Genomic DNA, 26,185 nt, shown 5'->3' with positions numbered 1-26,185 from the left:
ATTCAGGCATTATCCGGACGGCTATCAGAACGTAGAAGTCATTGGGATAATTGTATGTTTATTCTACGATTCTGTCAGACAGACCGGGATTGTACCGGTTTTTTACGGCGACTGACGTATAAATGTTCGTTTTGATTTGATGAATTTCACCAAGGCATGCCTTTAATCATATTTCGTTACCTGTCCAGACAGATGCTGCAGGTTATGTTAGCAGTAACGTCTGTCGTATTGCTCATTATCATGAGTGGACGCTTTGTGAACTATCTGGCACAGGCGGCAACCGGGACGCTGAAAGCGGACTTCCTCTTTGCCATCATGGGTTACCGGATCCCGGAGTTTCTGGTCATGATACTGCCCCTGGGGCTTTTCCTGGGCATTATTCTCGCCTATGGCAGGCTGTATGTTGATAACGAAATGACGGTGCTCAGCGCCTGTGGTCTCAGCCACCATCAACTTTTAGGCATAACCATAGTGCCTGCGGCCGGGGTTATGCTGGTGGTTGCGTTGTTAAGCCTGGTGGTTGCCCCCCGGGGAATACAGGAAGTTGAAAGTATTTTTGTCGAGCAGGACGCTCTGACCGAGTTTGATACCCTGGTTTCCGGACGTTTCCAGAAGTTTGGCTGGCAGCGCGTGACCTACGCAGAGACGTTAACCGATGATCGCCAGCAGATGAACAGGGTTTTTATCGCCAACCGTAACGGGAATAGCAAAAACATAGGTTCAATGACCTTGCTGCTGGCGCAAAAGGCAAGCCTTGAAGTTAATGCAGCAGAGGGTGGTCAGCGTTATCTGATATTGGATGATGGCTACCGTTATGACCTGACGCCCGGCGCATTGCCTCTGCGGGAAATTGCCTTTGAACATTACGGCCTTCGTATGGAAGAGCGCCGCTCCGGAAAAGAGATCAGCAAGGAGCAGGCTCTGCCAACGGCGACACTTTTGGCGTCCGACACCCCGGGCCATCGTGCTGAGCTGCAATGGCGGATCTCTTTGCCACTGTTAATACCCATCGTGGTGCTGATGGCATTGCCCCTGGCCCGGGTTAATCCCAGACAGGGGCGTTATGTGAAGCTGTTGCCCGGAATATTGCTGTATCTGCTGTATCTGGCTTTGTTAATGAGTGGCCGTGGCGCGATTGAGGATGGGCGACTGTCGCCGGATATTGGCCTGTGGCCGATTCATATTCTTTTCTTGCTGATTGCTTTGCTGTTGTACCTTGTTGAGCCGGGTAAACTCTGGCTGGCGCGCCGGAGGGCTGGAAATGCGTAAGCTGGATCGTTACATTTCCAGAAATGTTCTGGGGGCAACGGTGATTGTCCTGCTGATTCTGGTATTTCTGGAAGCGTTGTTTGCTTTTTTGGGGCAGCTGGATGATGTCAGGGGCAACTATCAGTCGCTGGACGCTTTAATTTATACCCTGTTGATGATACCCAAAAAACTGTACGAGCTGATTCCCGTTTCGGCACTGGTCGGCTGCCTTATGGGGCTGGGCTCCATGGCGTCCAGCAGTGAACTGGTGGTTATGAGGGCCGCTGGTATTTCACTGTGGCGTATTCTGGGGGCAGTCATGAAGCCCACCCTGGTCATGATTATTACCGGATTGATGCTTGGCGAATATCTTGCCCCCATGGCTGAGCAGGTTGGCGAAACCAGAAAGGCGATAGCCCGCTCTGCTGATGGCACATACACAGGAGAAGGCTTCTGGCATCGTGAAGGACGTGAATTTATCTACTTCAATGCGGTCGAGCCAAACGGCGTGCTTTACGGCGTGAGTCGTTATGTTTTTGATGATGAGATGAAGCTTCAGGAAAGCGCTTTTGCCAAAAGGGGAATCTATCAGGGTGATCATTGGCTGCTGGAGAATGTCACCACCATACGCCGTAAGGATGAGCAGTTTATTACTGAGCAGAGTCTGGTTGAACCCTGGGATACCAGTCTGACAACAACGCTGTTGAAAGTGGTGGTGGTCAAGCCTGAAGCATTGCCCATATCCGGCCTGCTTACTTATACGAAGTACCTGACAGCACAGGGGCTGGATGCCGGAGAGTATGATCTGGCACTGTGGACAAAGCTGCTTCAACCGTTATCCATACTCTCCCTGGTTATTGTGGGCATCTCTTTTGTTTTTGGTCCTTTGCGTTCGGTCAGTATGGGGTTGCGGATCTTCTCCGGGGTGATCACCGGCATTGTCTTTATGATCGTTCAGAACCTGATGGGACCATCCAGCCTGGTATTCGGGTTTCCACCGGTATTATCGGTAATGATTCCAATCATCATCTGCCTGCTGGCGGGTGCGGTGATGTTAAGGCGAGCTGCCTAAAGGGTTAAAGGGCGTAGGCTCCATGTCCTGAATAAAAGACTGTGCCAATCACCCTTCGACTCCGCTCAGGATAAACGGAGATTGTGCGCATCCTTTAGGCTCCGGTATGCATTCCCACGCAGAGCGTGGGAATGATGGGGGATTATCGCTGGAAATGGTGCCCGGGAGTTCTTCTTACAGGCTTTTGTGGGATTCGTGTGACCGGGCAGTAGAGCCTGCACTCTTCCAGTTGATGTGAGTGGTGGAAAGCTTCCGGATTTTCTGATAAACGACGAAAGACTTCCGCCAGTTGAGATACAACCTGTTCAAATAGCCGGGTGTTCATACTGGAGTCTCCCTTTTTTAATGCCTGCTGAAAGCCTGTCTGCTATGAATAGCCATCGATGGTCTTGTTGGTACACCGTCGTTGGTGAATGACGATGGTTTCATTCTAATGCTGGATAGGTAAAAATACCAATAAATGTTTCGGTATGTGTGTATCAGGCGGCAGTGAGCAGTCGCCTGTGAATGTTAATGCTGACAGTGTAACCAGTGCCGCTTATTTATGAAGCAGCACTAAGATGTTAGAAGACTGTTGTCAGGTTTTCTTTACCGGTTTTTCCAGAAGAATGACTCTGGATGACGATGCCAGATCCTGCCAGCTTCGCCGCTGATGATCGATCAGTGCCCAGAGAAGCCCGATACCCGCAAGCGACAGTGCAGGAATGGCAATCAGAAAACGGATCACGCTTTGCCATGGGCTGATCAAATGATTGTTGCTGCTGACCACTTTTATTCTCCAGGCCTGCATACCGAGGGTTTGTCCTGACCGGGTCCAGAAAAAGCCAAAGAAGCCGTAAATGATGACCAGCAGGGCGGCGTAGAAAAAGGGGCCTCCAAGCTGGTAGCCTTCTTCAGTCATGGTTTTCAGTTGCTCATTACCGAAAATCTGTATCTGGATGAACAGATTAATAAAACCGGCCATAAACAACAGAGCCAGGATTAACAGAGAATCGTACAACATGGCCGCAGCTCTTCTCCACACTGGAGCCGGGGTAAGATTAGTGGCTTCCATCGACCTCTTGCCTTGTTATTAAACGTGTCGGGACATTCTATCAGCAAATTTTTTTCACGCACATAACAACTTCTGTCGTCCGCTCAATGTTTGTACCCGGCACAGGTATCTCGATATTTTTCTGCCTTTGGGCTTTTTAATGGAACAAATTTACGTGTTAGTTGTCCCATAAGAGCTGAGGGTTTTTGTGAATCGGATTATTACGATTTGATTACATTATTTATCTTTTTTTAAGGGATGAGCATGTCTTTCATTGTTGAATGGTGACATGCCTGAGACAATAAAATGCTTTCCGGGGAGTATGATGAGGCAGAATCGAGTTGTTCATGATTTCTCATTTTTAATTGTTCTTATGTTCAGTTTACTGGCCATTAATACCACTGCCAACGTAGATGAGCATACTGAAAATGTTTCAGAATCATCAATGTATCTGGATGATGAAGACGATTTAATTGAGGAAGATCTGAATGATGAAGATGATTTAATTGAGGAAGATCTGGATGATGAAGATGATTCAATTGAGGAAGATCTGGATGATGAAGACGATTTAATTGAGGAAGATCTGGATGATGATGCTGAAGAAAATGAAGCCAGCAACGAACCCGATAAAGAAAATGCAGACAGTGAATATTACCAGGATCTGATTCGAGCCAGAAATAAGAATGCAACCTCTCTATTTATGTCGATCATTGATAATAGTAACTACCTGTTTAATGACCTGATGATGGACCTCCTGATCCGTCCTTTTATCAACTTTGCTTCGGAGTATCAGGATGTTTTCAATCATCACGTGTTAGATCCGGTGCGCCGTGGTAAACACTATATGAGGTATATGGACAGTGTCATGCTCGGTACCTTTGATAATATTTTGAATGAAGATACCGGGACTACAAACTGGCCTTATGCTATTGCAGGCGCGCCTTATGGCTGGATTGTAAAGAATGTTGTTGCTGATTTTAAGCTGGGCTCTGAGGTACGCAGTCCGGGCATTACCGACAATAAATATCATAATCATCCCGTTCTGGTGGAACGTCTCGGGGCAGAGACGGCGGAAGTGGGAACCAAAATGTCAGAGGAACACAAAAATGAACTGGTCGTTATTGATGTTGTAAAACCTTTTATGCCGAGGCTGGAGATATGGGATGAAGAAAATTCACTGTTTTCGTCCCTGTACAATTTCTATTATGCAACAAAGGAGCTGGTAACTGACGTTTATCAAGTTGTTGAATTTGAAGAGACGGATTTTTTCCAACGAACAGGTCGGTATGAGGAGTCTGACCGAACGTTTCTGCATCACTGGAATAAAACCATATCAAAGCGAAGTGCATTCAGAAGTGGTCAGATTATCAGGGTGGACAGGAAAGGGTATTTTTCCATGGGGCCTGTTCCCGTCGCCTGGAATTATTGTGAAGTGATGTTACACGAAGGTGGCAGCAAAGATATTGAGGTTGTTGAAGAGGAAGATGAAACCGAAATTTATTATCAGCATCCTGACACGTATGTATGGGGCGCGCGGGGTGACAGAATGACTCCCAGGGAGAGAACCAGAACGGTTCGTAAAAAGGTGGTCAAACAGGTTCCGAATGTTACCACATTCCGGGTTTACACCGAAAACCTATGCCTGGCAGCGGAGGCATCCATTCGCTCTAAAAGTGAGGTCATTACCTTCACTACGCGCAGGTTGTTTTCCTGGTTAGTGCCCGGGCTGGCATTTATTGGTGCCCCTTCCGTGTCTTACCTGCTGATGGGGCAGTTTGGTATTAATAATTACTTTCCGCTCACAGCCGGCCTGATGGCCACTGTTTTTCTGACGTCCTGGGTGGTTCCCTCAATGTGGGAGTCTGAAATTGAAGATACTATGCACAGTATCAAGTTCCCTCCCCCGGACCAGGAGGCTGACCGAGAATAGACTGCCCTACGCGGCAACTGCTCCTGCGTTGCTCTAGCTCCTGCATCCATGCAGTCGTGCGGTGGCAGTAAATTGGTCTAAAAAGTCAGAAATTTTCTGCCATCCTCGCTACGGGGTCGCCTGGACGGGCGCTATTCTCGGTCAGCCTCCTGGCTGTAATGCCTCTCCTGATAGTAGTCACGGGTCTGACTCTGAGCACCACCTGACCGGTGCTGAAACGTCTTTTGCCGTTTTCAGGCTATCTTAAATTATCTATCCATTGACTTAAGATTAATTTCTCAGGGGATTTGGCATGACCTGGTTACAGCTGATCATTGTTCTGGCATTTATTTTCCTGGGAGCCCGGTTGGGCAGCATTGGTATTGGTTTTGCCGGTGCTGTCGGGGTTGTGGTGCTTACCCTGGGGCTTGGGATGAATCCTGGCACCATTCCGGTGGATGTGATCCTTATCATCATGTCTGTCATTGGTGCTGTGGCAGCCATGCAGGTCGCTGGCGGGCTTGATTATCTGGTATATATTGCGGACAGATTGCTCAGAAAGCGGCCGCAGTATGTGACGTTCCTGGCTCCGGCTATTACTTACTTTATGACATTGCTGGCTGGCACTGGCCATACGGCTTATTCAACATTGCCGGTTATTGCCGCCGTTGCCCGTGAGAATGGTATTCGCCCATCCCGACCTCTGAGTATTTCGGTGATTGCCTCTCAGGTCGCCATTACCGCCTCTCCGGTTTCCGCCGCTGTGGTGGTATTCAGTGGTATGCTGGAGCCCTTTGGTGTTGATTATCTGGATCTGCTCCTGATTTGCATTCCTACCACATTTGTTGCCGTGATGTTGACGTCGCTGGTGTGTAATTACCTTGGCTGTGAACTGCACAAAGATGAAGTGTATCTGCACAAGCTCTCTGAAGGCCTGATTCAACCTGCTGAGGTTGTGGATAATCGAATAAAGCCCGGAGCAAGGATGTCCGTGCTGATTTTTGGCCTGAGTATCCTGGCGGTGGTGGTATATGCGACGCTGGTCAGCGATAAGGTGGGTGTTATTGAAAATCCCGTTTTGCCCAGAGACAGTGCCATTTTTGCCTTTATGCTCAGTGCAGCGTGCCTGATTACCCTGGTTACCCATATAGATACCAATCACATTCTGAATGCCCAGACTTTCAAGTCCGGTATGAGTGCATGTATCTGTGTTCTGGGCGTTGCCTGGCTGGGAAATACATTTGTTGGAGCCCATCTTGAGAATGTTCAGGAGACCGCCGGGGATATTCTTGATCACTATCCCTGGCTGCTTGCCCTGGCACTGTTTCTGGCGTCCATGTTACTGTATTCCCAGGCCGCAACGACCCGGGCTCTGATGCCAGCAGCCCTGATGATTGTTGACCCGGTGACCGCTATCGCGTCATTTGCTGCCGTCAGTGCCCTGTTTGTTTTGCCAACCTACCCTACTTTGCTTGCAGCGGTCGAGATGGATGAGACAGGTTCTACCCGCATCGGCAAGATGGTGTTTAATCATCCTTTCTTTGTGCCCGGAGTGATCTGCATCCTGCTGTGTGTGATTTTTGGTTTTCTGCTGGCTCCGGTTATTATCTAAAACAAGGAATTTCAAAAAATAATATTGATCTAAGTGGCAGGGGGAACAGGTATGTTAAATCTTGATACGACGGTGTTGGTGGTTGTGGATGTTCAGGGCAAGCTGGCCACCCTGATGCATGAATATGAGTCACTCTTTGACAATATTGTGACCATGGTTAAAGGGGCCAGATTGCTTGATATTCCGATTATCTGGCTGGAGCAGGTTCCGGAAAAGCTGGGGAGCACCATTCCTGAACTGGCTGATGAGTTATCGGACTTCAGCCCGGTGAGAAAAACATCCTTCAGTGCCTGTGGTGAGCCTGCTTTTATGTCAGCACTGGAACAGACCGGTGGCAGACAGGTGTTGTTGACCGGCATAGAGACCCATATCTGCGTTTATCAGACGGCGATGGATCTGCTTGCCGGAGGCTATGAGGTAGAAGTGCTGGTTGATGGGGTTTCATCAAGAACATTACAGAGTAAAGAGGTGGCTCTGGATAAAATGTCAGCCCAGGGGGCTGATCTGACAACCGTTGAAATGGCGCTGTTTGAACTGATGAAATCTGCCGACGCACCACAATTTCGTGATGTCGCCAGGCTTATTAAATGATTCGCACCTGAGCCTCAGCAATCTGAGGCTCACTTTTCGGTATCAGAAGATAAGGTGGGCAATCGCGGCAATAACGGGCAGCGTGACCAGCGTTCTCAGAATAAAAATAATAAATAGCTCAAACAAGGTTACCGGAATCTTGCTTCCCAGGAGCAAAGCACCCACCTCAGAAAGGTAAATCAGCTGAGTCAGGGATAATGCCGCAATTACAAACCGGGTCATATCATTGTCAATGGATGCCGCCAGGATAGAGGGCACGAACATATCGGTGAAGCCCACCATCATGGTGGTTGAGGCCGCCTGGGCTTCAGGAATCTGCAACCACTCCAGTAACGGCAGAAAAGGCATGCCCAGGTACTGGAAGACCGGGGTGTATTCGGCAATGATCAGGGCAATGGTACCAATGCCCATCACCACTGGCAGGACCCCAAACACCATATCGATGGCGTTCTTGCCACCATCCTGAATGATCTTCATGGGATTGGTGATTTTTGCGGCTCTGTCCAGTGCCTGCTCCAGACCCCAGGCAAAAGCACTGGTACCCTGAGGAATAATTTCATCATCATCACTGCGGGTTTTGCCGCAGATGAACACGTCTTTTTTTCTGGACAGGGGAGGCAGCTTGGGGACGATAAAAGCTGCAACCAGCCCGGCAAAGCAGACGGTAAGGTAGAAGCGGGTAAACATGTGTTCCAGACCCACCTGGGCAATCACCACCAGTGAGAAGGTAATCGAAACAACAGAGAAAGTGGTGCCGATTACCGCAGCTTCACGCTGAGTATAATAGGAGGTTTCATACTGCTTACTGGTCATCAGAATACCAACGCTGCCATCCCCCAGCCATGAGGCAATACAGTCAATAGCTGAACGGCCGGGCAGGTTAAATACTGGTCGCATTATGCGTGTCATCAGGGTGCCCAGCAGCTCCAGCAGGCCAAAGTTCATTAACAGTGGCAGTAAAAGTCCGGCAAAGATAAAGACTGAAAACAGGGTCGGCATCAGGTCATTTAAAACCATGCCTCCAGTGGCTCCTGACCAGATGGCTTCCGGACCAAACTCGAAAAAGCTGGCAAGCACAAAGACCATGCCAGCAACCCTTACCAGGCACCAGAGAGGGGTAATATCAAACAGAGAGTTAAGAAATGGGCGCGTCATTATTGCTTGTGGCTGGAACAGCTTGGTAATGATGGTGATGCACCCGGTAAAGCACACAATAATGGTAATGATGGTGGTCAGCTGGTCTTTGAGCAGCGCTTTTAACCCGCCGGCCAGCAGGGCAACAGGAATGGTAAATTCATCATTAATACTGACCGGAGTGACAAATAGCAACAGACCCATCAGTGATGGGATTAAAAATGTTAACCAGTGACGAAGGCTGGTCTCTTTCTTTTTTACGGCTGTAAACTGCTTCATAACAAGCCCCGGGCTCCTCAAACTCAGCCATGCACGAAAGTATGATTCAAAAACCTCAAATTTCCTGCCCAGCGAATAAATGAGTCAGGAGTGTCGGTAATGGTCTACCTGAATCAGTGCATATCGCAGCCGGTAGGTTTGATGGCTGTTGATTGCGCTCTGTTCGGGTTTATTATGCATTATTTCTTAATAAATATTAACTTTCTACCCCGAAAAAGCCCTATTTTATTGATTTTTTATTAAATTCTCATGATTTCGGGCAGAAGCAGGTTGTTCTATATCCTGCAGGCTCTGGTATGCATTCCCACGCAGAGCGTGGGAGCGGGGGAAAAGGTTAGGCAGGCTGGTCTCTTTCTTTTTTACGGCTGTAAACTGCTTCATAACAAGCCCTGCTCAGCCATGCACAAAAATATGATTCAAAAAATTAAATCAGCAGTCTTGCACATTCTGCGTGGCCATATCTGTGAGCGGTGTCCCGGGGCGTCCGGCCACGAGCATTTTTTATTTTGACGTCAATGCCGGGAGCTTTAAGTAACGCCTTGACGCACTCTATCTGGCCACGGTGGGCAGCGCGGTGCAGGGGCGTAATACCACGGATTGACGTCAAATTGACATCAATGTCTTCGGCGGTCAATAACGCCGTGATGCACCCTGCATGGCCGTTTATGGCAGCCCAGTGCAGGGGCGTCTCAGGTGTTTTCATATTGACGTCAATGCCTTTGGCGGTTAATAACAATATGATGCACTCTGTATGGCCGTTTATGGCAGCCCAGTGCAGGGGCGTATAGCCCTTAACTGTTGCATTGACGTTAATGCCTTTGGTGGCCAATAACACCCTGACGCAATCTGTGTGGCCGGATTTGGCAGCAAAGATCAGGGGCGTCCAGCCATCGTAAGATTTTACATTGACGTCAATGTTTTCAGCGGGCAATAACGCCGTGATGCAGTGTGCGTGGCCATATAAGGCAGCCCAGTGAAGGGCCGTAAGGCCTGAAGACGATTTCACATTGACGTCGATGCCTTCAGCGGTCAATAACTCCGTGACACAGCCTGCATGGCCGGATTGGGCAGCACGGATCAGGGGCGTATAGCCATTTTTAGACTTGGCATTGACGTCAATGCCGTTGGCGGTCAGCAATACCTTGACGCATTCTGTGTGGCCTTTTTCGGCAGCCCAATGCAGGGGGGTAAAGCCTTGAGACATTTGCACATTGACGTCAATGCCCTTGACGGTCAGTAACAGCTTGACGCACTCTGCGTTACCCTTTAACGCAGCACCGGCCAGGGGCGTCCAGCCACTGTCAGACTTCGCATTGACGTCAATGCCGTCGGCAGTCAATAATGCCTTGGCGCACTCTACGTGGCCTTGTTTGACAGCACAGGCCAGGGGCGTCCAGCCACCGTCAGACTTCGCATTGACGTCAATGCCCTTGACGGTCAGTAACGTCCTGACGAACGCTGTGTGCCCGCATTTGGCAGCGATGTGCAGGGGGTAGTAGCCAAGGGTATTTTTCTGGTTAACCTCCGGGTTGCCCAACTTCAACAGGTATTCCAATCCGGGCAAATTACCGGAAAGTGCAAAGCACGCCAGAGGGCTGTCCTCACCGTTCAAGAGCCTGGTCAATTGATCACAATGACTGGTTGACAGAAGATTGGACAGGATTTCTGCCTGCTTCAGTTTTAATGCCTGTTTAAACAGTCGCCGACAATCATTGGGTGTCAGTAACTTTATTATATCCTCGTGTGAAAAATCAGAGATTTGCCAGCTGGCTATGCGTGATGTGATTGGTGAAATATGTATTCCCTGTTGTTGAAGTCTCAATAAGACCGGTTTCAGTAGAGGCGTATCGGTCAGCCAGTCCAGTATGCCTGGAGCAATGGTGATTGTACCAGCGGCAAAATGATCACTTACACACTGGCATAACTTTTCTTTAAAGGTGTCATCGTTTTTAATCAGCTTGTCACAGAGTTGGTTGGAAAGTGCCCTGGTCACCATCGCTGGTGCTTTGCCAAGCTGTTTGATGGTGACGTGTTGCAGGAAAAACGAGGCAATATGCTCAGCCTTATCCGTTTGCTCCATTGCCTGGGTAAGTAGGGCATAAATGGTTGTTTGAGGCCAGGTTGAGAAGTCAATGGACGTTAAATGAGGCAATGTCAGCGTGGTGTGATTATTTGCATTTAAGGTACACGCCTGCCCAGCTGGCAAGTACTGATAATGATTAAATACCCAGAAGAAAAGCTGATTTATCGTCCCGATATGCCATGCCGAATCGACGCCTGCGGGAATAGCGGTGAACACCTGGGCCGATGACTCAGAGAAATAGCTGGCCACCCAGGCCAGTAACTTCTCCCGGTACCGGCCAAGGTAATAGTTGTCATTGCCTGTTTCTTCGATCAGGGCCCTGAGATCAAGCGACTGTTCGCCCGTAGTTTTCAGTAAATGGTTAACTGGTTTAAAGAGTGTGCTTTCAAGTGTACCAATTCTGTCTGAAGTCAGCTCAGAGGGATCAATAACGTCGGTTTCCCATGCCTGCACTCCCAGTTTTTGAAGGGTTGTGCTGATCTGGTCAGACCACTCGGACGAGAGTTTACGCAGGATGGTACAGGCATTGACTGACAAGGGGGCAGCAGCAAGAAATCGCTGGGTAAGGCCATCACTCAGATTGTTCGGTGCCAGAGTGTCAGTGAAGGGAGAGAGCCCCAGAGGCTCACAGAAAAGGTTGTGAAAGCTGTGAACCCAGTGGATTTCTGTGTTTGGTGATATATTAACCAATCCCTCCCGTTGTAGCTCAAGCAGGAAAGACTGGATAAATTGATCAAACAGCTCACTCCTGACCTTAAAGAGCTTCCCATCCAGCCCTCCCCGGGAGGCTTCCAGATTAAGAAAACTCCGGGTAAAGCGGCCATGAATACCGGGAGCACACTCCTGAATGTCGTTCAGGCACTCATGGAGTACACAGGCAATGTAATTTTGGTTGTCAACATTTGGATCGTTTTGTTGATCCTTAAGCTGCATGACTAACTGTCGAATCTGAAAGCGTGTCTCACGATAAAGAGGTAGCAGGCTGTTTTTAAGATGTTCAGGAGGTGATTTCAGCTTGTCATGAAAAATATCGATTGATGTATCGTACTGATCATTAACATAGGGGTGTACCAGTTGTTTCATAGCCTGAATATCATTCAGGAAACGGGTTTTTATCCCGGGAAAAGCAGCGTGGGTTTCCAGTTCTTCATAACAATGAACCCCGGGCAATTCAATATATTCTGGCTGATGGGCGACCGTTGGTATTTGTGACTTTCCAGAAGAAGTATCTGGTTGCCAGGGTTGGAAAAGTATTGAGTTGACTTCTGTATTTAAAGGAAGCATGAACTTGTCCACTAGTATATTTGTTTTGGACATATATGACTTTAAAGCAGTGGGAAAGTTGCTTATTAACGGCTTTCATTAATCATTAAATTTTCTAATACCAAAATGAATATTGGCGTGGGAACACGCTGTAACGAATTAACAGGAAACTGCCAGCTCTAAAGGGGGGAGCCGGCAGTTGTTATGAAATGCAGTTAAGAAAATAAATCAGCCGCGGTAATAACGCTGTTCGATAAACGGCATTTTACTGACGGTCATTGGCAGCTTTTTACCTCTGACCCGTGCATACACTTCTGTGCCCAGTGTCGCATAATCGGCGTGGATCAGAGCCATTGCAACAGGTGCTTCAATCGTTGGGCCAAAGGTGCCGGAGGTTACCCGCCCGATATGATGACCGAGATCATCAATCAGTTCTGCCCCTTCACGAACCGGGGCCCTGGTACTGCCAATAAGGCCAATGCGTTTGGTAGCAACCTGTCTGGTATCAATCTGTTGCAGAATTTTTCCGGCTCCGGGGAAGCCTCCTGCCCGCTCACCACCATGACGACGATTTTTACTGATTGCCCACATCAGGCTCGCTTCAATTGGGGTGGTATTGACATCCATATCATGGCCGTAGAGACAGAGGCCCGATTCCAGGCGGAGGGAGTCTCTGGCTCCCAAACCAATTAATTCAACCTCCGGATGGTCGAGTAGCAGCCGGGTGATGCGTTCTGCCTCGTTTTCCGGGATGGAAATTTCAAAGCCGTCTTCTCCGGTATAACCGGAACGACTGATAAAACAGGGCGTCCCATCAATGGATAGCTGGCGGGAGTCCATAAAGACCATTTCAGCTACCTCGGGAACAACCTTTGCCAAAACGGCTGCGGCCATGGGTCCCTGAAGAGCAACGAGTGCCCGGTTATCGAGAACGTCCAGCTTGATACCTTCCGGCAGTCTGGACCGGATATGCTGAATATCCTGCGCCTTGCACGCAGCATTAACCACCAGATAGAGGCAATCGTCGTAACGGGTGACCATCAGATCATCAAGGATACCCCCAGCCTCATTGGTAAGCAGGGCATAACGCTGCCTGCCAATGGCAAGGCCTGCAACATCAACCGGTACCAGGGATTCCAGGAAATAGTCAGCCCCTTCACCGGACAGTTTCAGCTGCCCCATATGGGAGACATCAAAAAGCCCGGCTTTACTGCGGGTATGGATATGCTCGTTCCTGACACCGGATGGGTACTGCACCGGCATTTCATAACCGGCAAAAGGAACCATTTTTGCTCCCCGGGCCAGATGAAGATCATATAACGGGGTTCTCTTCAGGCTTTCAGCGGACGCTTCAGACATACCTCATCTCCATTTATCGTATTCAATTATCGAGAGAGCCTCTGGTTTGAATGGTTATAAGGTTCTCAGTAAGTCTCTTGTTTAAATAATTTCTGTCAAAATCATCTGTATAAATCAATGGATTATGGAAGGGGTTGAAAAATATTCTGTCAAAACCTTTAACATATTGTTTTTATTTGATTTTATGTGTTGTGGTTGTGAGATTTTGTGAAAGTATAGGGCGCATCTTCCCATATATGTTGATACCTTAGCCAGCACAATTTTATGGTTACGAAGAATCTCAGTTATTTTCATTCCTCAGTCAGGAAAATCACTCTGGTGAGGAAACTTTATTCTTAATTTCAGGCAGCCTGGTAAGTGTAAATACAGGCTGCGACGTTAACAGATTGCAATATCAATGGAGGCTTGAAGGGGTTGGTCATTTGAGGGTATTGCTACACTGGGCTGTTGTCGTCCCTGTCAATCTGACCGATATCAAGCATGGGCGCGGCATCGAGATGTTGAGCATCCAGCATAAAGGCTACCCGCTCAAGAGCAGAGATCACCATGGACTGCTCCCAGTCCTGCATATCGTTAAATCGTCGTGTAAAAAGATCCTGTTGAGGGGTGGGGGCACCTTTCAGCAGGTTGAGCCCGGCGGTGGTCAGGCTGATCCAAACCTTGCGCTTATCATCGGCTCCACGCTCCCGGGCAACCAGTGCCTTTTTTTCCAGGCGATCAAGAATACTGGTTACTGTCGCCTGGGTAATACCAATGGACTTCGCCAGCTCTCCGGTTGTGATCTGATGAGACTGTCTGAGAGTCTGCAACACCATTAACTGGGGAAGGGTGAGGTTAGTACATCGACTGATTTCCTTGTCCTGCATATCTGTTGATCTGATGATCTGACGCAAAATTACCAGCGCATCCTGACTTCTTGCCATTCGGTACAGTTCTCATTTTCTCTAACAAATGCCTTACTATTCACGGCTTCTCTCTGGATTTCAATAAAAAATACATTGCTCATCAAACTTTATGCGGTGTAAGTCATATGACTTATTTTAATCTTTTATTGATTTTTTTGGTTTTAAATGGTGTAAAATATATAGAAATACTAAATTTTAGCTTTACTAAAATATCATAAAGCGATGAATATTGTTTACCGAAAACCGGAAAAAGAAGACGGTATGTCTGTCCACAGGCTGGTCAGCGAGTGTCCACCACTGGATAAAAACTCTTTGTATTGCAATCTATTGCAATGTACGGATTTTGCCGGGACCTCGATTATTGCAGAGGCAGACAACGGAGAGGTTATCGGGTTTATCTCTGGTTACCTGTCTCCTGACAGCACCGATACGCTTTTTATCTGGCAGGTGGCCTTGCACCCACAATATCGTGGCAGAGGCATTGCCCTGCAGATGCTAAGCAGACTGTTTACCCGTTACCCACAACTTCAGTGCCTGAAAACCACCATTGCACCCGGTAACCGGGCGTCACAAAAACTATTCCAGACCTTTTTCAAAAACCATGGAATGACCGTTGAAACCATTGAGCATTTTAAAGCCGGAGTTCATCTCGACAGTGGCCATGAAGATGAAGTTCTCTATCTGGCCAGAATGGAAGTCTCAGAGTCAGCAGCGGTCCGGGCCAGCAATGAACATCACCACCCTGTAGAGGTAACTGAATAAATGAGTATTTTTGACGAACTTGAATCGGGCGTGCAGTGCTATGCACGCTCTTTTCCCCAGACATTTCACCGGGCGCAGGGCGAGTTCCTGTATGACGAAAATGGTAACAAATATCTTGATTTCCTGGCTGGAGCAGGCACGCTCAATTACGGGCACAACCATGCCGTATTCAAAGAAGCGTTGCTGGAATATATCCGGGAGGATGGCATCACCCATGGTCTGGATATGCATACAAAAGCCAAAGAGGCTTTTCTGACGACGTTCAGAGAAAAAATCCTCAAACCAAGAGATCTGGACTATGTCGTACAGTTTACCGGCCCCACCGGGACCAATGCTGTTGAAGCAGCCCTGAAACTGGCGCGGAAAGTCACCGGCAGAACCGACATCATTGCCTTTACCAATGGATTTCACGGTGTCAGCCTTGGCTCTCTGGCTGCCACCGGCAACAGCCATCACCGTAGTGGTGCCGGGATCAGTCTGAACGGCGTCAGCCGACTACCCTATGACGGCTACCTGAATGGCAATATTGATACCACAGAGTACCTGGATAAAGTGCTGGGAGATGCCAGCAGTGGTGTTGACCTCCCGGCAGCGGTTATTGTTGAAACCGTTCAGGGCGAAGGAGGCATTAACGCGGCAAGCTTTGAATGGCTGAAAAATCTGGAAGCGGTCTGCAAAAAATACGACATACTTCTGATTGTTGATGACATTCAGGCAGGTTGTGGCAGAACAGGTACTTTCTTCAGCTTTGAAGAAGCCGGCATAAAACCAGATATTGTTACACTGTCGAAATCCCTCAGTGGTTATGGCCTGCCATTTGCCGTTGCATTGTTCCGTCCAGACCTGGATCAATGGAAACCGGGTGAACACAACGGTACATTCCGTGGCAATAACCTGGCCTTTGTTACCGCCAGGGCCGCCATAGACCACTACTGGTCAGACAACGGCTTTTCCGAAGACATCAAAAAGAAATCACTCTATATATCTAACCGTCTGAAAGACATTGCAGAAATCCATAACGCTGAAACCCTGAGCATCCGTGGACGTGGTATGTTCCGGGGGATTGACTGCGGTAACGGGGAGCTGGCGGGAAAAATCACCCGCAGCTGTTTTGAAAATGGACTGATTATTGAAACCAGTGGCCCTGAGGATCAGGTAGTCAAGCTGCTATGCCCACTGATTATCAGTGACCAGAACCTGAAAGCAGGCCTTGATATTATTGAAAATGCCTTTGCTGAAGTTTGTATCCCGGATACCCAACCTCTTAATGAGAGCAATCAACTCAACAACCTGTTCCGTGTAGCCAGCTGAGAAAATAATAATGATTGTACGTACCCTTGAAGACGCAGAACAGTCAGGGCGTCGTGTCGTTTCCCCTGACGGTCATTGGGAAAGCACGCGCCTGCTGTTAAAAAATGACAACATGGGCTTCTCTTTTCACATTACCACTATTTATGCCAATACCGAGACTCACATCTGGTATCAGAATCATCTGGAGTCTGTCTACTGCATCAGTGGTGAAGGTGAAGTTGAAACACTGGCTGATGGCAGGGTTCACTCCATCAAACCAGGCATCATCTATATTCTGGATAAAAACGATGAGCACTTGCTGAGAGCCCATAGCGAACTGAAACTGGCCTGTGTTTTCAACCCGGCACTGAGCGGTCAGGAAGTACACGATAAAAACGGGGTTTACCCCCTTTTGCAGGACAGTTGATTTAACCACGTTTGCAGATGCATTACTTCACGTCCCTGAAGCAGCAATATCATGCCTTCTCGGGGGAGCAACTTTTTCTTTGTCGACCACCATATTGACAACCGGGCGGGGGCCATTTGTGGTACCCCCCACCCCGGCCAGAATTTGTCTGCTCCGGGCAAAATATTCAACTTATCTGATCAACAGAACAATGGCGCATACAGTAGAGAAAATCGGTATGGCAATGCATCAGACCATACGACAGGTTGAAATGCAGTGTATTGTTGCTGAATCGGACTATGAGAAGGCGATCCGGGCATTGCACCGAAACCTTGTGGAAAATGAAAATCACGGTTCCGTTATTCGACGATATATTGCTGCTTGAGGTTATATCCTGTTATTCGTGGTTCCATCTTTAACTTGCCGAAGAGAGGAGTAGGCGCTTAATGTCTACCCTAAGATCCGTGGTTAACCTCAAGAGGGTTTGATATGAAGTTAACCAAAGGCCTCTTATCTCATTTTTCCTGCCCCAACTTGCCGTCATATTTATTTCATGTTGTATCAAGCAGGCTTTATAGTAGATAATCCGAATGTAAGGATATGGTTTTACTCAGGTTTTCCTGTAATGCCGGGTGACTCTGGTTTAAGTAATAATAATTGCGACTGTGTAAGCGGTAAGGCTATGCGCTCAGTTCAGATCATAACGGGTACTGAACTGAATGCCAGTCTAAGCACGAAGTATCGTCTGTTTGGTTGATTTTTCACCCCCCTTGTTTATCCCACAAGGTGTCCGTTTTTCTGCCCATCATCAAAGGTGCTGGGCTTTGAGACAGTGCACGACCAATTGACAGCGTTCTCCAACCGTTTGCTTAAGGCCGCATCTTGAGGAATATGATGTGAGCGAAAATAACGGTGGTATTCAGCGCCCTGACGGTAAGGTCAAGGCGATTGATACAGACTATCAAATTGGCCAGGATAATATTGCCCTTAAAGTGGGGCCACTGGGTTTGGATATCCATAACCGGGTCTTTGCGATTTCAGGTCTGTCGATCGTCATGTTCGTCGTATTGACACTGGCCTTCCGGAACAGTGTTGAGCCTTTCTTTGAAGGCCTGCGTGGATGGTTGACGTCGAATATGGACTGGTTCTTTTTGTCCGCCAGCAATATTTTCGTACTGGTCTGCCTGGCGCTGATCGTGACGCCACTTGGACGGGTACGTATTGGTGGCACCGAAGCTGAACCGGACTACAGCTATGCAGGCTGGCTGGCGATGCTGTTTGCCGCTGGTATGGGTATTGGTCTGGTGTTCTTCGGTGTGTCCGAGCCGATGTCTCACTTCAGCTCCTCCCTGGGCGGTGTCACCGTTGAAAATGGCGTACGTACTGACTGGGCACCGCTCAATGGTGCAGAGGGTGATAACGCAGGTGCTCAGGCGCTGGGCATGGCTGCCACCATTTACCACTGGGCATTGCACCCCTGGTCCATCTATGCGCTGCTGGCATTGGGTTTGGCCATCTTCTCTTTTAACAAAGGTCTGCCCCTGACGATGCGTTCCATCTTCTACCCACTTTTCGGTGAGCGTATCTGGGGATGGACAGGTCATGTCATCGACATTCTGGCTGTCGTTGCCACCGTCTTCGGTCTGGCAACCTCGCTGGGGTATGGAGCCTCTCAGGCGATGACCGGTCTGAACTTCCTGTTCGATATCCCGCTGAACAACAGTACCCAGGTGATGCTGATCCTGGCGATTACCGCTCTGGCACTGATCTCTGTTGTGGCGGGTCTGGACGGTGGCGTGAAGCGTCTGTCAGAGATCAACATGGGGCTGGCCGCTTTGCTGCTGGTGTTCGTTATTGTTGTGGGCCCTACTGCCGCCATTATGGGGGGCTTCTTCGACAATATCCTGTCGTACCTGGGGTATCTGCCAGCGCTGTCGATGCCGTTTGGTCGTGAGGACGCGAACTTTTCCCAGGGCTGGACTGCCTTCTACTGGTCCTGGTGGATCTCCTGGTCACCGTTCGTGGGTATGTTTATCGCCCGTGTTTCCCGTGGCCGTACCGTGCGTGAGTTCATCACCTGCGTGATCCTGATTCCGTCAACGGTGTGTGTGCTGTGGATGACGGCGTTTGGCGGTACCGCCATGAGCCAATACGTTAACGATGGCTACCAGGCGGTCTTTAACGCGGAACTGCCGCTGAAGCTGTTCGCCATGCTGGACGTGATGCCGCTGGCTGAGATCACCTCAGTGGTGGGTATCATCCTGGTGGTGGTGTTCTTTATTACCTCAGCAGACTCCGGCTCTTTGGTCATCGACACCATCGCCGCCGGCGGTAAAGTGGACGCGCCTATGGCGCAGCGCATTTTCTGGTGTAGCTTCGCGGGCCTGGTGGCGATTGCCCTGATGTTGGGTGGTGGCCTGGCTGCGGCACAGGCCATGGCGGTCACCACCGGTTTGCCCTTTACCGTGGTCCTGCTACTGGCAACTTTCTCACTGCTGAAGGGCCTGGTCAGCGAGCCGAGAAAACCGGCCAACAAGCCCGGCGCACTGGCGTTTTCGACCAAATAAGCCCCGCGCTGAAAAAAGAAAAAAGGGGGCTATGAGCCCCTTTTTTTAGATGTTTACCATTCCCGTTCCCTAAGCCCACAGTACTGGCCAGAAAAGGGTGGCTTAATACAGGGCACGGTGGTAGCTACCCGATCAACCTCATACTTGCCGGAATCGAAGATGGAAGCGGAACAGCTGGAAGTACTCAACTTTATCTCGCAGTACCCGCCCTTTGACGAGTTACCAGAAGAGAAGCTCAAAGAAATCACCCTGAATATTGAGGTGGCTTACTATCGGGCTGACAGCATGATCCTCAATCAGGGGGATAGTATTCGGGACCTCTACCTGATCCGCAGTGGCGTTGTGGAGATCTACCTGCGCAAAGGTGAGCTGTACAACCGTCTGGACAGCGGCGCAGTGTTTGGTCAGAAAGGGCTGTTGATGAACAACAAGGTAAGGATGCCAGCCAGGGCCATTGAAGACACCCTGGTCTACTGCATTCCCGATGCCCTGTTCAAAAGCCTCTGTGATGAGTTTGATCACTTTGCCGATTTTATGGAGTTGCATGACGGCAACCAGCTGCGCAATGCTATCTCGAACCGCGCCAAAGGCAATAACCTGACCACCGTAAAAGCCCGTAAACTCATTGCCCGGGAGCCGGTGACCGTCTCTGTGGATACGACTATCCAGGCGGCAGCCCGGTTGATGGATGACGAGAACGTCACATCGCTATTGGTGGTGAACCAACAGGATGAATCGAAGGATGAGGCAGATACCCTGCTCGGTATCGTGACCGAGCGTGACTTATGTGTGCGGGTGCTGGCTGCCGGTCTGAATACGGACACCACCGTTGCCGAGGTGATGAGTACCGATGTGGTGACCGTGGATTACAACACCTACGTGTTTGAAGCCATGTTGATGATGTTGCGCTACAACCTGCATCATCTGCCAATTCGGAAGGACAGAAACGTCATCGGCATCATCGGTATGACCGACATCGTCCGCTACGAATCCCAAAACAGCCTGTTGCTGGTCCACTCAATCTTTACCTGCCATACCGTCGATGAGTTGAAAGCCGTTTCCAGACAGGTAAAAGATTGCTTTGTCCGTATGGTGGATGAAGATGCTAATGCTCATATGGTGGGCAGTGCCATGTCGGTGATTGGCCGCAGCTTTAAACAGCGACTGGCGGAAATTGCCGAAGAGGAGCTGGGGGCACCGCCTGTTCCCTATTGTCTGCTGGCGATGGGTTCAATGGCCCGTGATGAGCAGCTGATCGTGACTGATCAGGACAACGCCCTGATTCTGGATGATAGTTATGATGAAGCGGAACACGGTGAGTACTTTAAACGCTTGGCCGACATCATTTGCGATGGCCTCAACGCCTGTGGCTACAGCTACTGCAGCGGCGGCATTATGGCGTCCAATCCGCAATGGCGCATGACCCATACTCAGTGGGAGGAGTGCTTTGCCCAATGGATTGATCAACCCAACCCGGAAACTCTGCTCCATTCCTCCATCTTCTTCGACATCGAAGGGGTTTATGGCCGCCTGAAATGGGCGGAGCAACTGCAGGGCTTTGTAGTGCGTCGTGCCCGTCGCAACAACCGTTTCCTGGCCTGCATGGCTCATAACGCGATCAACCGTACGCCGCCCCTGGGCTTTTTCAAGGACTTTGTGATGGAGCAGGATGGTCGCCACCGCAACTCTATCAACCTCAAGCGGCGTGGTACCGCTCCTCTGGCGGACCTAGTGCGGGTGCACGCGATGGCCGTTGGCTCACTGGCGAAAAACTCCTTTGAGCGTCTGGATGACATCATTGCTGCCGGCATTCTGCCCAAGGGTCGGGCACAGGATCTGCGTGATGCCATGGAACTGATCTATATGGTGCGAATCCGCCACCAGGCTCTGGATGTGGAGCAGGGCGAACAACCGGACAACAGTGTTGAGCCGGAAAATATGTCGGATTTCGAGCGCCGTAACCTCAAGGCTGCGTTCCAGATCCTCAGTAACGCGCAAAGCTTTATTAAGTTCCGCTATCAAAGGAGTCACTCATGATCTCCCTGCTGAGAGCCGAACCCCATAGTGAGCTGCTGTTCGACACCCGTGATACCCCCAACTGGTCAGAGCGGTTTGCTGAATTGGCACTTGAAGCTCAGGACGCCCGGCTTAAACGGTTTTACCGGGTGTTGCCTGCAGCGCCGGAAACATCGGTGAGTCAGGTGCCATTCGTGGCACTTGACTTTGAAACCACCGGTCTGAACCCCGACGAGGACGAGATCATCAGCATTGGTCTGGTACCCTTTACCCGGCAGCGTATCCAGTGCAAAGGTTCAGCGCACTGGATCGTTAACCCCAACCGACCCCTGAATAAGGAATCGGTTGTCATTCATGGCATCACTCACTCGGATCTGGAGCAGGCACCGGATCTGGAGGTGGTGCTGGACCAGGTGCTTAACGCCCTGGCCGGAAAAATCGTGGTGGTTCACTACAAGCAGATTGAACGTGAGTTTATGGACCGGGCGTTGCGTGAACGCCTGGGTGAAGGCATTATCTTCCCCGTCGTTGATACCCTGGATATTGAGGCTGCCATTCAGCACCGCGCATGCAGAGGCTGGCTTAACCGCCTGCGGGGCAAAAGGCCGGGATCGGTCAGACTGGGGCGCTCCCGTGAGCGTTATGGCTTGCCAGCCTACCAGCCTCACCACGCACTGACCGATGCCCTGGCCACCGCCGAGCTGCTGCAGGCGCAATTGGCGTGGCACTTCCCCCCGGACACCTTACTGGGCGAGATCTGGCAATAGTTTGTTGGTTAATAGTCTCAAAGGGAGGCCGCCCGGGGTTTATCCTATATTCCGCAGCTGAACTCGATAAAGTCGATGAAATCCCTTGCAGGAGTGTGTGCTCATCCGAGTCCACATACTCGCCCAGTGGGTGAATGGGCAAAATCGTCAAATCTCCTGTCCTGCAAGGGATAAAACGATATTTCAGAGTTTCAACATAACTATTCGCTAAAACCAGCAATACTGACCCGCAAGCCGGGTAAGGTTACCCACTTAATGTGGACTGTAGGCTGGGTTGGGCCAGGTGATCATTAGCTATGCGTCCATTAATTTAGACTTATGTCTAATAATAATTTATTTAAATTGAATATATATTTATAAATAATGAATAAGTACACAAGGAGGTAGTGTACGATGAAGCCAACAACTGGGGATTTAGTGTCAGCAGCTATGCAAACTTTTTCGGTTACGACAGGATGTTCTGAAAATATCTTGAATGTATATGATAAGAAAAAAGGAAATCCAACATTGCTGCAAATGAAACTAACACCCGAAAATGTCAGTAAAATTGTAGATTTGGAAAATAAAGCAGCTGTAACTGGCACATCCAAAACATTTGCAGATCGTGCTGCAAAAATTGCAACACCTTTAAGGCCTTTCATCGCTCATGCTGCTGCACAATTATTAGTCACAGCTCAATCAGGTTATTTCAGCAATAACGAGTACGCTGAAGAAGCACTGCAAGGGATAATAGTATAAAGAAATTGTCCTGAAATAATTCTGATATTTCGCCTCTATAGTAACGAGCCATTAATACCATCCTTCGTATTCTACACGATCACACCGGTGGTGATCTTATGAGGCAGGAAGTTCGATGGACGAATCTTTCCTGCCGAAATATTTCCCGGCAACTTCAGAAGACAGACACTCCTGGTGATTCTTATTGATAATTATCAATGCCGGGGCATGAACAGATAAAATTGCGGTCGCCAAACACGTTGTCGATGCGATTGGCCGTGGGCCAGTATTTCGCCTTATGAGCGGCAGGTGACGGAAATGCCGCGATCTTCCTGCTGTATGGGCGCTGCCATTCATCGTCTGCCAGGTCTGCCATGGTGTGGGGGGCGTTGACCAGGGGGTTGTTGTCCTTTGGCCATGTGCCGTTGGCGACCTGATCAATTTCCGTCCTGATTGAGATCATTGCATCAATAAAGCGGTCTATTTCCTCCCTGGATTCAGACTCCGTTGGCTCAATCATCAGGGTTCCGGCCACGGGGAAAGACATGGTCGGAGCGTGGAAACCATAATCCATCAGGCGTTTGGCAATATCTTCCTCGGTAATACCGCAGGCTTCTTTGATCGGGCGAATATCAATGATGCATTCGTGGGCAACGTGGTTGTTTCTGCCCTGATAGAGAATCGGGTAATGATCACCCAGCCGTTTTGCCATGTAGTTGGCATGCAGGATGGCCAGCTCTGTCGACTCCCGTAGACCCCGGCTGCCCAGCATGGTGATGTACATCCAGCTGATGGGCAGTATGGATGAGCTGCCGTAAGGCGCAGCAGATACGGCACCAATGCCTTCATTATGGCCTTCGACCGGGCTTATAGAATGGTTGGGCAGGTAAGGTGCCAGATGGCTCTTGACACCAATGGGTCCCATACCCGGACCGCCGCCACCGTGGGGAATGGCAAAGGTCTTGTGTAGATTGAGATGGGAGACATCGGAGCCGATATCGCCGGGACGGGAGACACCGACCATGGCGTTCATATTGGCACCATCCATATAAACCTGGCCGCCATGATCATGAATGATCTGGCAGATGGTGCGGATCTCTTCTTCGTATACCCCGTGGGTGGAAGGGTAGGTGACCATCAGGGCAGAGAGGCGGTCACTGTACTCTTCTGCTTTGGCCCTCAGGTCATTGACATCCACGTTACCGCTATCATCACAGGCGACAATGACAATTTTCATGCCGAGCATCGCCGCTGAAGCGGGATTGGTGCCGTGAGCGGAAGAGGGGATCAGGCAAACATCGCGGTGCTCCTGTCGGTTTGCCCGCTGATAATTACGGATAGCCAGAAGGCCCGTATATTCCCCCTGGGCTCCGGAGTTTGGCTGCATGGAAATGGCGTCATAACCGGTAATCTCTACCAGAGCCTGCTCCAGTTGCCGGATCATGGTCAGGTAACCCGGAATCTGGTCTTTGGGCGTGAAAGGGTGGATGCTGGAAAATTCAGGCCAGGAAACCGGCAGCATTTCTGCCGCAGCATTGAGCTTCATGGTGCATGAGCCCAGTGGAATCATGCCATGAACCAGTGAGTAATCCTTGTTTTCCAGCCGCTTCAGGTAACGCATCATATCGGTTTCTGAATGATGGCTGTTGAATACCGGGTGACTCAGGATGCTGTCTGAACGTCGCAGTTCCGGTGAGAGTCCGATGGTGCTCCGGGTATGAGACAGCTGACTGTTATTGGCCGAGATCTGGCGGTCAATGGAGGCAATATTCAGCTCTTTGCCTTCACCCATAAAGATATTGAACAGTTCAATAATGTCTTCAGAGCGGGTGGTTTCATCAAGGCTGACACCCAGGCGGTCAGAACCAATACGGCGCAGGTTACAACCATATTTAAGCGCCCGCTGGATAATGGTTTCCTGCTCACTGCCTACCTTGAAGGTCAGGGTATCAAAGAAGGTTTGGTTGCACTGGAAACCCATTTCAGTGAGACCATGATGAAGGATTCGGGTCAGGCGGTGTACGCGTTCGGCAATGGTTTTTAACCCTTCCGGACCGTGGTAGACCCCATAAGCGGCCGCCATGTTGGCCAACAGAGCCTGGGCAGTACAGATGTTGGAGGTGGCTTTTTCCCGGCGAATATGTTGTTCACGGGTCTGCATGGCCATACGCAGGGCGGTATTGCCACGGCTGTCTTTGGATACCCCGATAACCCGGCCGGGGATTGAGCGTTTCAGTTTACCGGTGGTGGCAAAAAAGGCTGCATGGGGGCCGCCAAAGCCCATGGGTACGCCAAAGCGCTGGCTGTTACCCAGGACAATGTCAGCGCCAAGCTCCCCGGGGGATTTCAATAAGGTGAGGGCCAGCAGATCAGTGGCTACTGAAACCATGGCACCCTGTTGTCGGGCCATGGCGGCAATGCTCTCAATATCTGTGATGTTACCGTAGGTGCCCGGATACTGAAGTTGCACACCAAATACATCGTGATTGCCCAGTTCGGTATGGGGGTTACCAACGATAACGTTGATGCCTAACCAGTCGGCACGGGTTTTCATCACATCAATGGTTTGTGGGTGCACGTCATCGGCCACAAAGAATGTTTGTGAGGCCGCTTTGCTGCGTCCCACGCTGCGCAGACAGAGAGTCATGGCTTCTGCAGCGGCAGTGGCTTCATCCAGAAGGGAGGCATTAGCAACCTCCATGCCCGTAAGGTCCATAACCATCTGCTGGAAGTTCAGCAGCATTTCCAACCGGCCCTGGGATATTTCTGGCTGATAAGGGGTATAGGCGGTATACCAGCCGGGGTTTTCCAGCAGATTACGCAGAATGACATTGGGCACTTCGGTGTTGTAATAGCCCATGCCAATGTACGACTTATTCACTGTATTTTGCCGGGCCAGGGCATTGAGCCCGGCAAGGGCCTGCTGCTCTGTTTTTCCCGCAGGAAGTGCTAATTCCCGTTTTAACCGGATACTGCCCGGAACGGTTTCATTGATCAGCTCTGCCAGTGATTTGAGCCCGAGACTTTCCAGCATGGCCCGCTGCTCCTGCTGGTCAGAACCTGTGTGACGATGGGTAAAGGCATCGTTATGTTCCAGTTCTGCCAGTGTCGGCAGAGTAGAAGTGTGTTCAACGGCCATGTTGTCGTCCTGTTTTCACTATTACGTTATTTT

At 49.8% G+C, this 26,185-nt stretch carries 21 protein-coding genes; 13 read left to right on the top strand and 8 right to left on the bottom strand.

Annotation, left to right across the window (positions count from 1 at the left end; translation table 11 throughout):
• Positions 1-156 precede the first annotated feature (156 nt).
• Positions 157-1,269, top strand: coding sequence for an LPS export ABC transporter permease LptF (gene lptF / locus J7439_RS13565; RefSeq protein ID WP_286198341.1), 1,113 nt, complete (start codon positions 157-159; stop codon positions 1,267-1,269).
• The gene (gene lptG / locus J7439_RS13560) at positions 1,262-2,320 is read left to right on the top strand and encodes an LPS export ABC transporter permease LptG (RefSeq protein ID WP_209202416.1); all 1,059 of its coding nucleotides are present in this window, start codon (positions 1,262-1,264) and stop codon (positions 2,318-2,320) included. The genes lptF and lptG overlap by 8 nt, the downstream gene beginning before the upstream one ends.
• Before the next feature lie 142 nt (positions 2,321-2,462).
• Here the strand turns inward: lptG and J7439_RS13555 are convergent, their stop codons facing one another.
• Complete coding sequence (locus J7439_RS13555) at positions 2,463-2,645, bottom strand: hypothetical protein (RefSeq protein WP_209202414.1); 183 nt, start codon at positions 2,643-2,645, stop codon at positions 2,463-2,465.
• A 252-nt stretch (positions 2,646-2,897) separates the two neighbouring features.
• Positions 2,898-3,374 (bottom strand): RDD family protein, encoded by a 477-nt coding sequence (locus tag J7439_RS13550; protein ID WP_209202412.1) that lies wholly within the window; start codon positions 3,372-3,374, stop codon positions 2,898-2,900.
• A 352-nt stretch (positions 3,375-3,726) separates the two neighbouring features.
• On the opposite strand from J7439_RS13550, the gene J7439_RS13545 reads away from it, so the two are divergent.
• The 3 genes from J7439_RS13545 (at position 3,727) to J7439_RS13535 (ending at position 7,465) form a co-directional block, all read left to right on the top strand.
• Positions 3,727-5,283, top strand: coding sequence for a hypothetical protein (locus J7439_RS13545; protein ID WP_209202410.1), 1,557 nt, complete (start codon positions 3,727-3,729; stop codon positions 5,281-5,283).
• 292 nt (positions 5,284-5,575) lie between these two features.
• The gene (locus J7439_RS13540; protein WP_209202408.1) at positions 5,576-6,874 is read left to right on the top strand and encodes an anaerobic C4-dicarboxylate transporter; all 1,299 of its coding nucleotides are present in this window, start codon (positions 5,576-5,578) and stop codon (positions 6,872-6,874) included.
• A 51-nt stretch (positions 6,875-6,925) separates the two neighbouring features.
• Positions 6,926-7,465 (top strand): hydrolase, encoded by a 540-nt coding sequence (locus tag J7439_RS13535; protein ID WP_209202406.1) that lies wholly within the window; start codon positions 6,926-6,928, stop codon positions 7,463-7,465.
• 42 nt (positions 7,466-7,507) lie between these two features.
• Here J7439_RS13535 and J7439_RS13530 read toward each other — a convergent pair whose 3' ends face one another.
• The 5 genes from J7439_RS13530 to J7439_RS13510 form a co-directional block, all read right to left on the bottom strand.
• Positions 7,508-8,878 carry a YjiH family protein gene (locus J7439_RS13530; RefSeq protein WP_209202404.1) on the bottom strand — a complete coding sequence of 457 codons (1,371 nt, stop codon included), beginning with the start codon at positions 8,876-8,878 and terminating at the stop codon, positions 7,508-7,510.
• 225 nt (positions 8,879-9,103) lie between these two features.
• A complete protein-coding gene (locus J7439_RS13525) occupies positions 9,104-9,259 on the bottom strand; it encodes a hypothetical protein (RefSeq protein ID WP_209202402.1) in 156 nt (51 codons plus the stop codon).
• 43 nt (positions 9,260-9,302) lie between these two features.
• Positions 9,303-12,245, bottom strand: coding sequence for an ankyrin repeat domain-containing protein (locus J7439_RS13520; RefSeq protein WP_209202400.1), 2,943 nt, complete (start codon positions 12,243-12,245; stop codon positions 9,303-9,305).
• A gap of 207 nt (positions 12,246-12,452) precedes the next feature.
• Positions 12,453-13,583 (bottom strand): glycine cleavage system aminomethyltransferase GcvT, encoded by a 1,131-nt coding sequence (gene gcvT / locus J7439_RS13515; RefSeq protein ID WP_209202398.1) that lies wholly within the window; start codon positions 13,581-13,583, stop codon positions 12,453-12,455.
• A gap of 434 nt (positions 13,584-14,017) precedes the next feature.
• Positions 14,018-14,506: a MarR family winged helix-turn-helix transcriptional regulator gene (locus J7439_RS13510; protein WP_209202396.1), complete on the bottom strand. Its 489-nt coding sequence runs from the start codon at positions 14,504-14,506 to the stop codon at positions 14,018-14,020.
• 204 nt (positions 14,507-14,710) lie between these two features.
• Here J7439_RS13510 and ectA point away from each other — a divergent pair, with 204 nt between their 5' ends.
• From ectA to J7439_RS13470, 8 genes are all read left to right on the top strand, one after another.
• Positions 14,711-15,250 carry a diaminobutyrate acetyltransferase gene (gene ectA / locus J7439_RS13505; RefSeq protein ID WP_209202393.1) on the top strand — a complete coding sequence of 180 codons (540 nt, stop codon included), beginning with the start codon at positions 14,711-14,713 and terminating at the stop codon, positions 15,248-15,250.
• Positions 15,251-16,561, top strand: a complete 1,311-nt coding sequence (gene ectB, locus J7439_RS13500; RefSeq protein WP_209202392.1) for a diaminobutyrate--2-oxoglutarate transaminase — start codon at positions 15,251-15,253, stop codon at positions 16,559-16,561.
• A gap of 10 nt (positions 16,562-16,571) precedes the next feature.
• A complete protein-coding gene (locus J7439_RS13495) occupies positions 16,572-16,967 on the top strand; it encodes an ectoine synthase (RefSeq protein WP_209202390.1) in 396 nt (131 codons plus the stop codon).
• A 190-nt stretch (positions 16,968-17,157) separates the two neighbouring features.
• Complete coding sequence (locus J7439_RS13490) at positions 17,158-17,331, top strand: hypothetical protein (RefSeq protein ID WP_209202387.1); 174 nt, start codon at positions 17,158-17,160, stop codon at positions 17,329-17,331.
• A 511-nt stretch (positions 17,332-17,842) separates the two neighbouring features.
• Entirely contained in the window at positions 17,843-19,513 is a 1,671-nt protein-coding gene (locus J7439_RS13485; RefSeq protein WP_209202385.1) for a BCCT family transporter, read from the top strand.
• A 159-nt stretch (positions 19,514-19,672) separates the two neighbouring features.
• On the top strand, positions 19,673-21,550 hold the full coding sequence (locus J7439_RS13480) for a DUF294 nucleotidyltransferase-like domain-containing protein (RefSeq protein WP_209202383.1): 1,878 nt from the start codon (positions 19,673-19,675) through the stop codon (positions 21,548-21,550).
• Positions 21,547-22,296 (top strand): 3'-5' exonuclease, encoded by a 750-nt coding sequence (locus J7439_RS13475; RefSeq protein WP_209202382.1) that lies wholly within the window; start codon positions 21,547-21,549, stop codon positions 22,294-22,296. Before J7439_RS13480 ends, J7439_RS13475 begins: the two co-directional genes overlap by 4 nt.
• A gap of 393 nt (positions 22,297-22,689) precedes the next feature.
• A complete protein-coding gene (locus J7439_RS13470; RefSeq protein WP_209202379.1) occupies positions 22,690-23,034 on the top strand; it encodes a hypothetical protein in 345 nt (114 codons plus the stop codon).
• 181 nt (positions 23,035-23,215) lie between these two features.
• Here J7439_RS13470 and gcvP read toward each other — a convergent pair whose 3' ends face one another.
• Positions 23,216-26,152 (bottom strand): aminomethyl-transferring glycine dehydrogenase, encoded by a 2,937-nt coding sequence (gene gcvP, locus J7439_RS13465; protein WP_209202377.1) that lies wholly within the window; start codon positions 26,150-26,152, stop codon positions 23,216-23,218.
• Positions 26,153-26,185: the final 33 nt, after the last annotated feature.

The sequence above is a fragment of the Salinisphaera sp. G21_0 genome (assembly GCF_017744115.1).
Lineage (GTDB): Bacteria > Pseudomonadota > Gammaproteobacteria > Pseudomonadales > Endozoicomonadaceae > Endozoicomonas.
The sequence above is the reverse complement of the archived record's forward strand: the minus strand, read 5'-3'. Positions and strand labels throughout refer to the sequence as shown.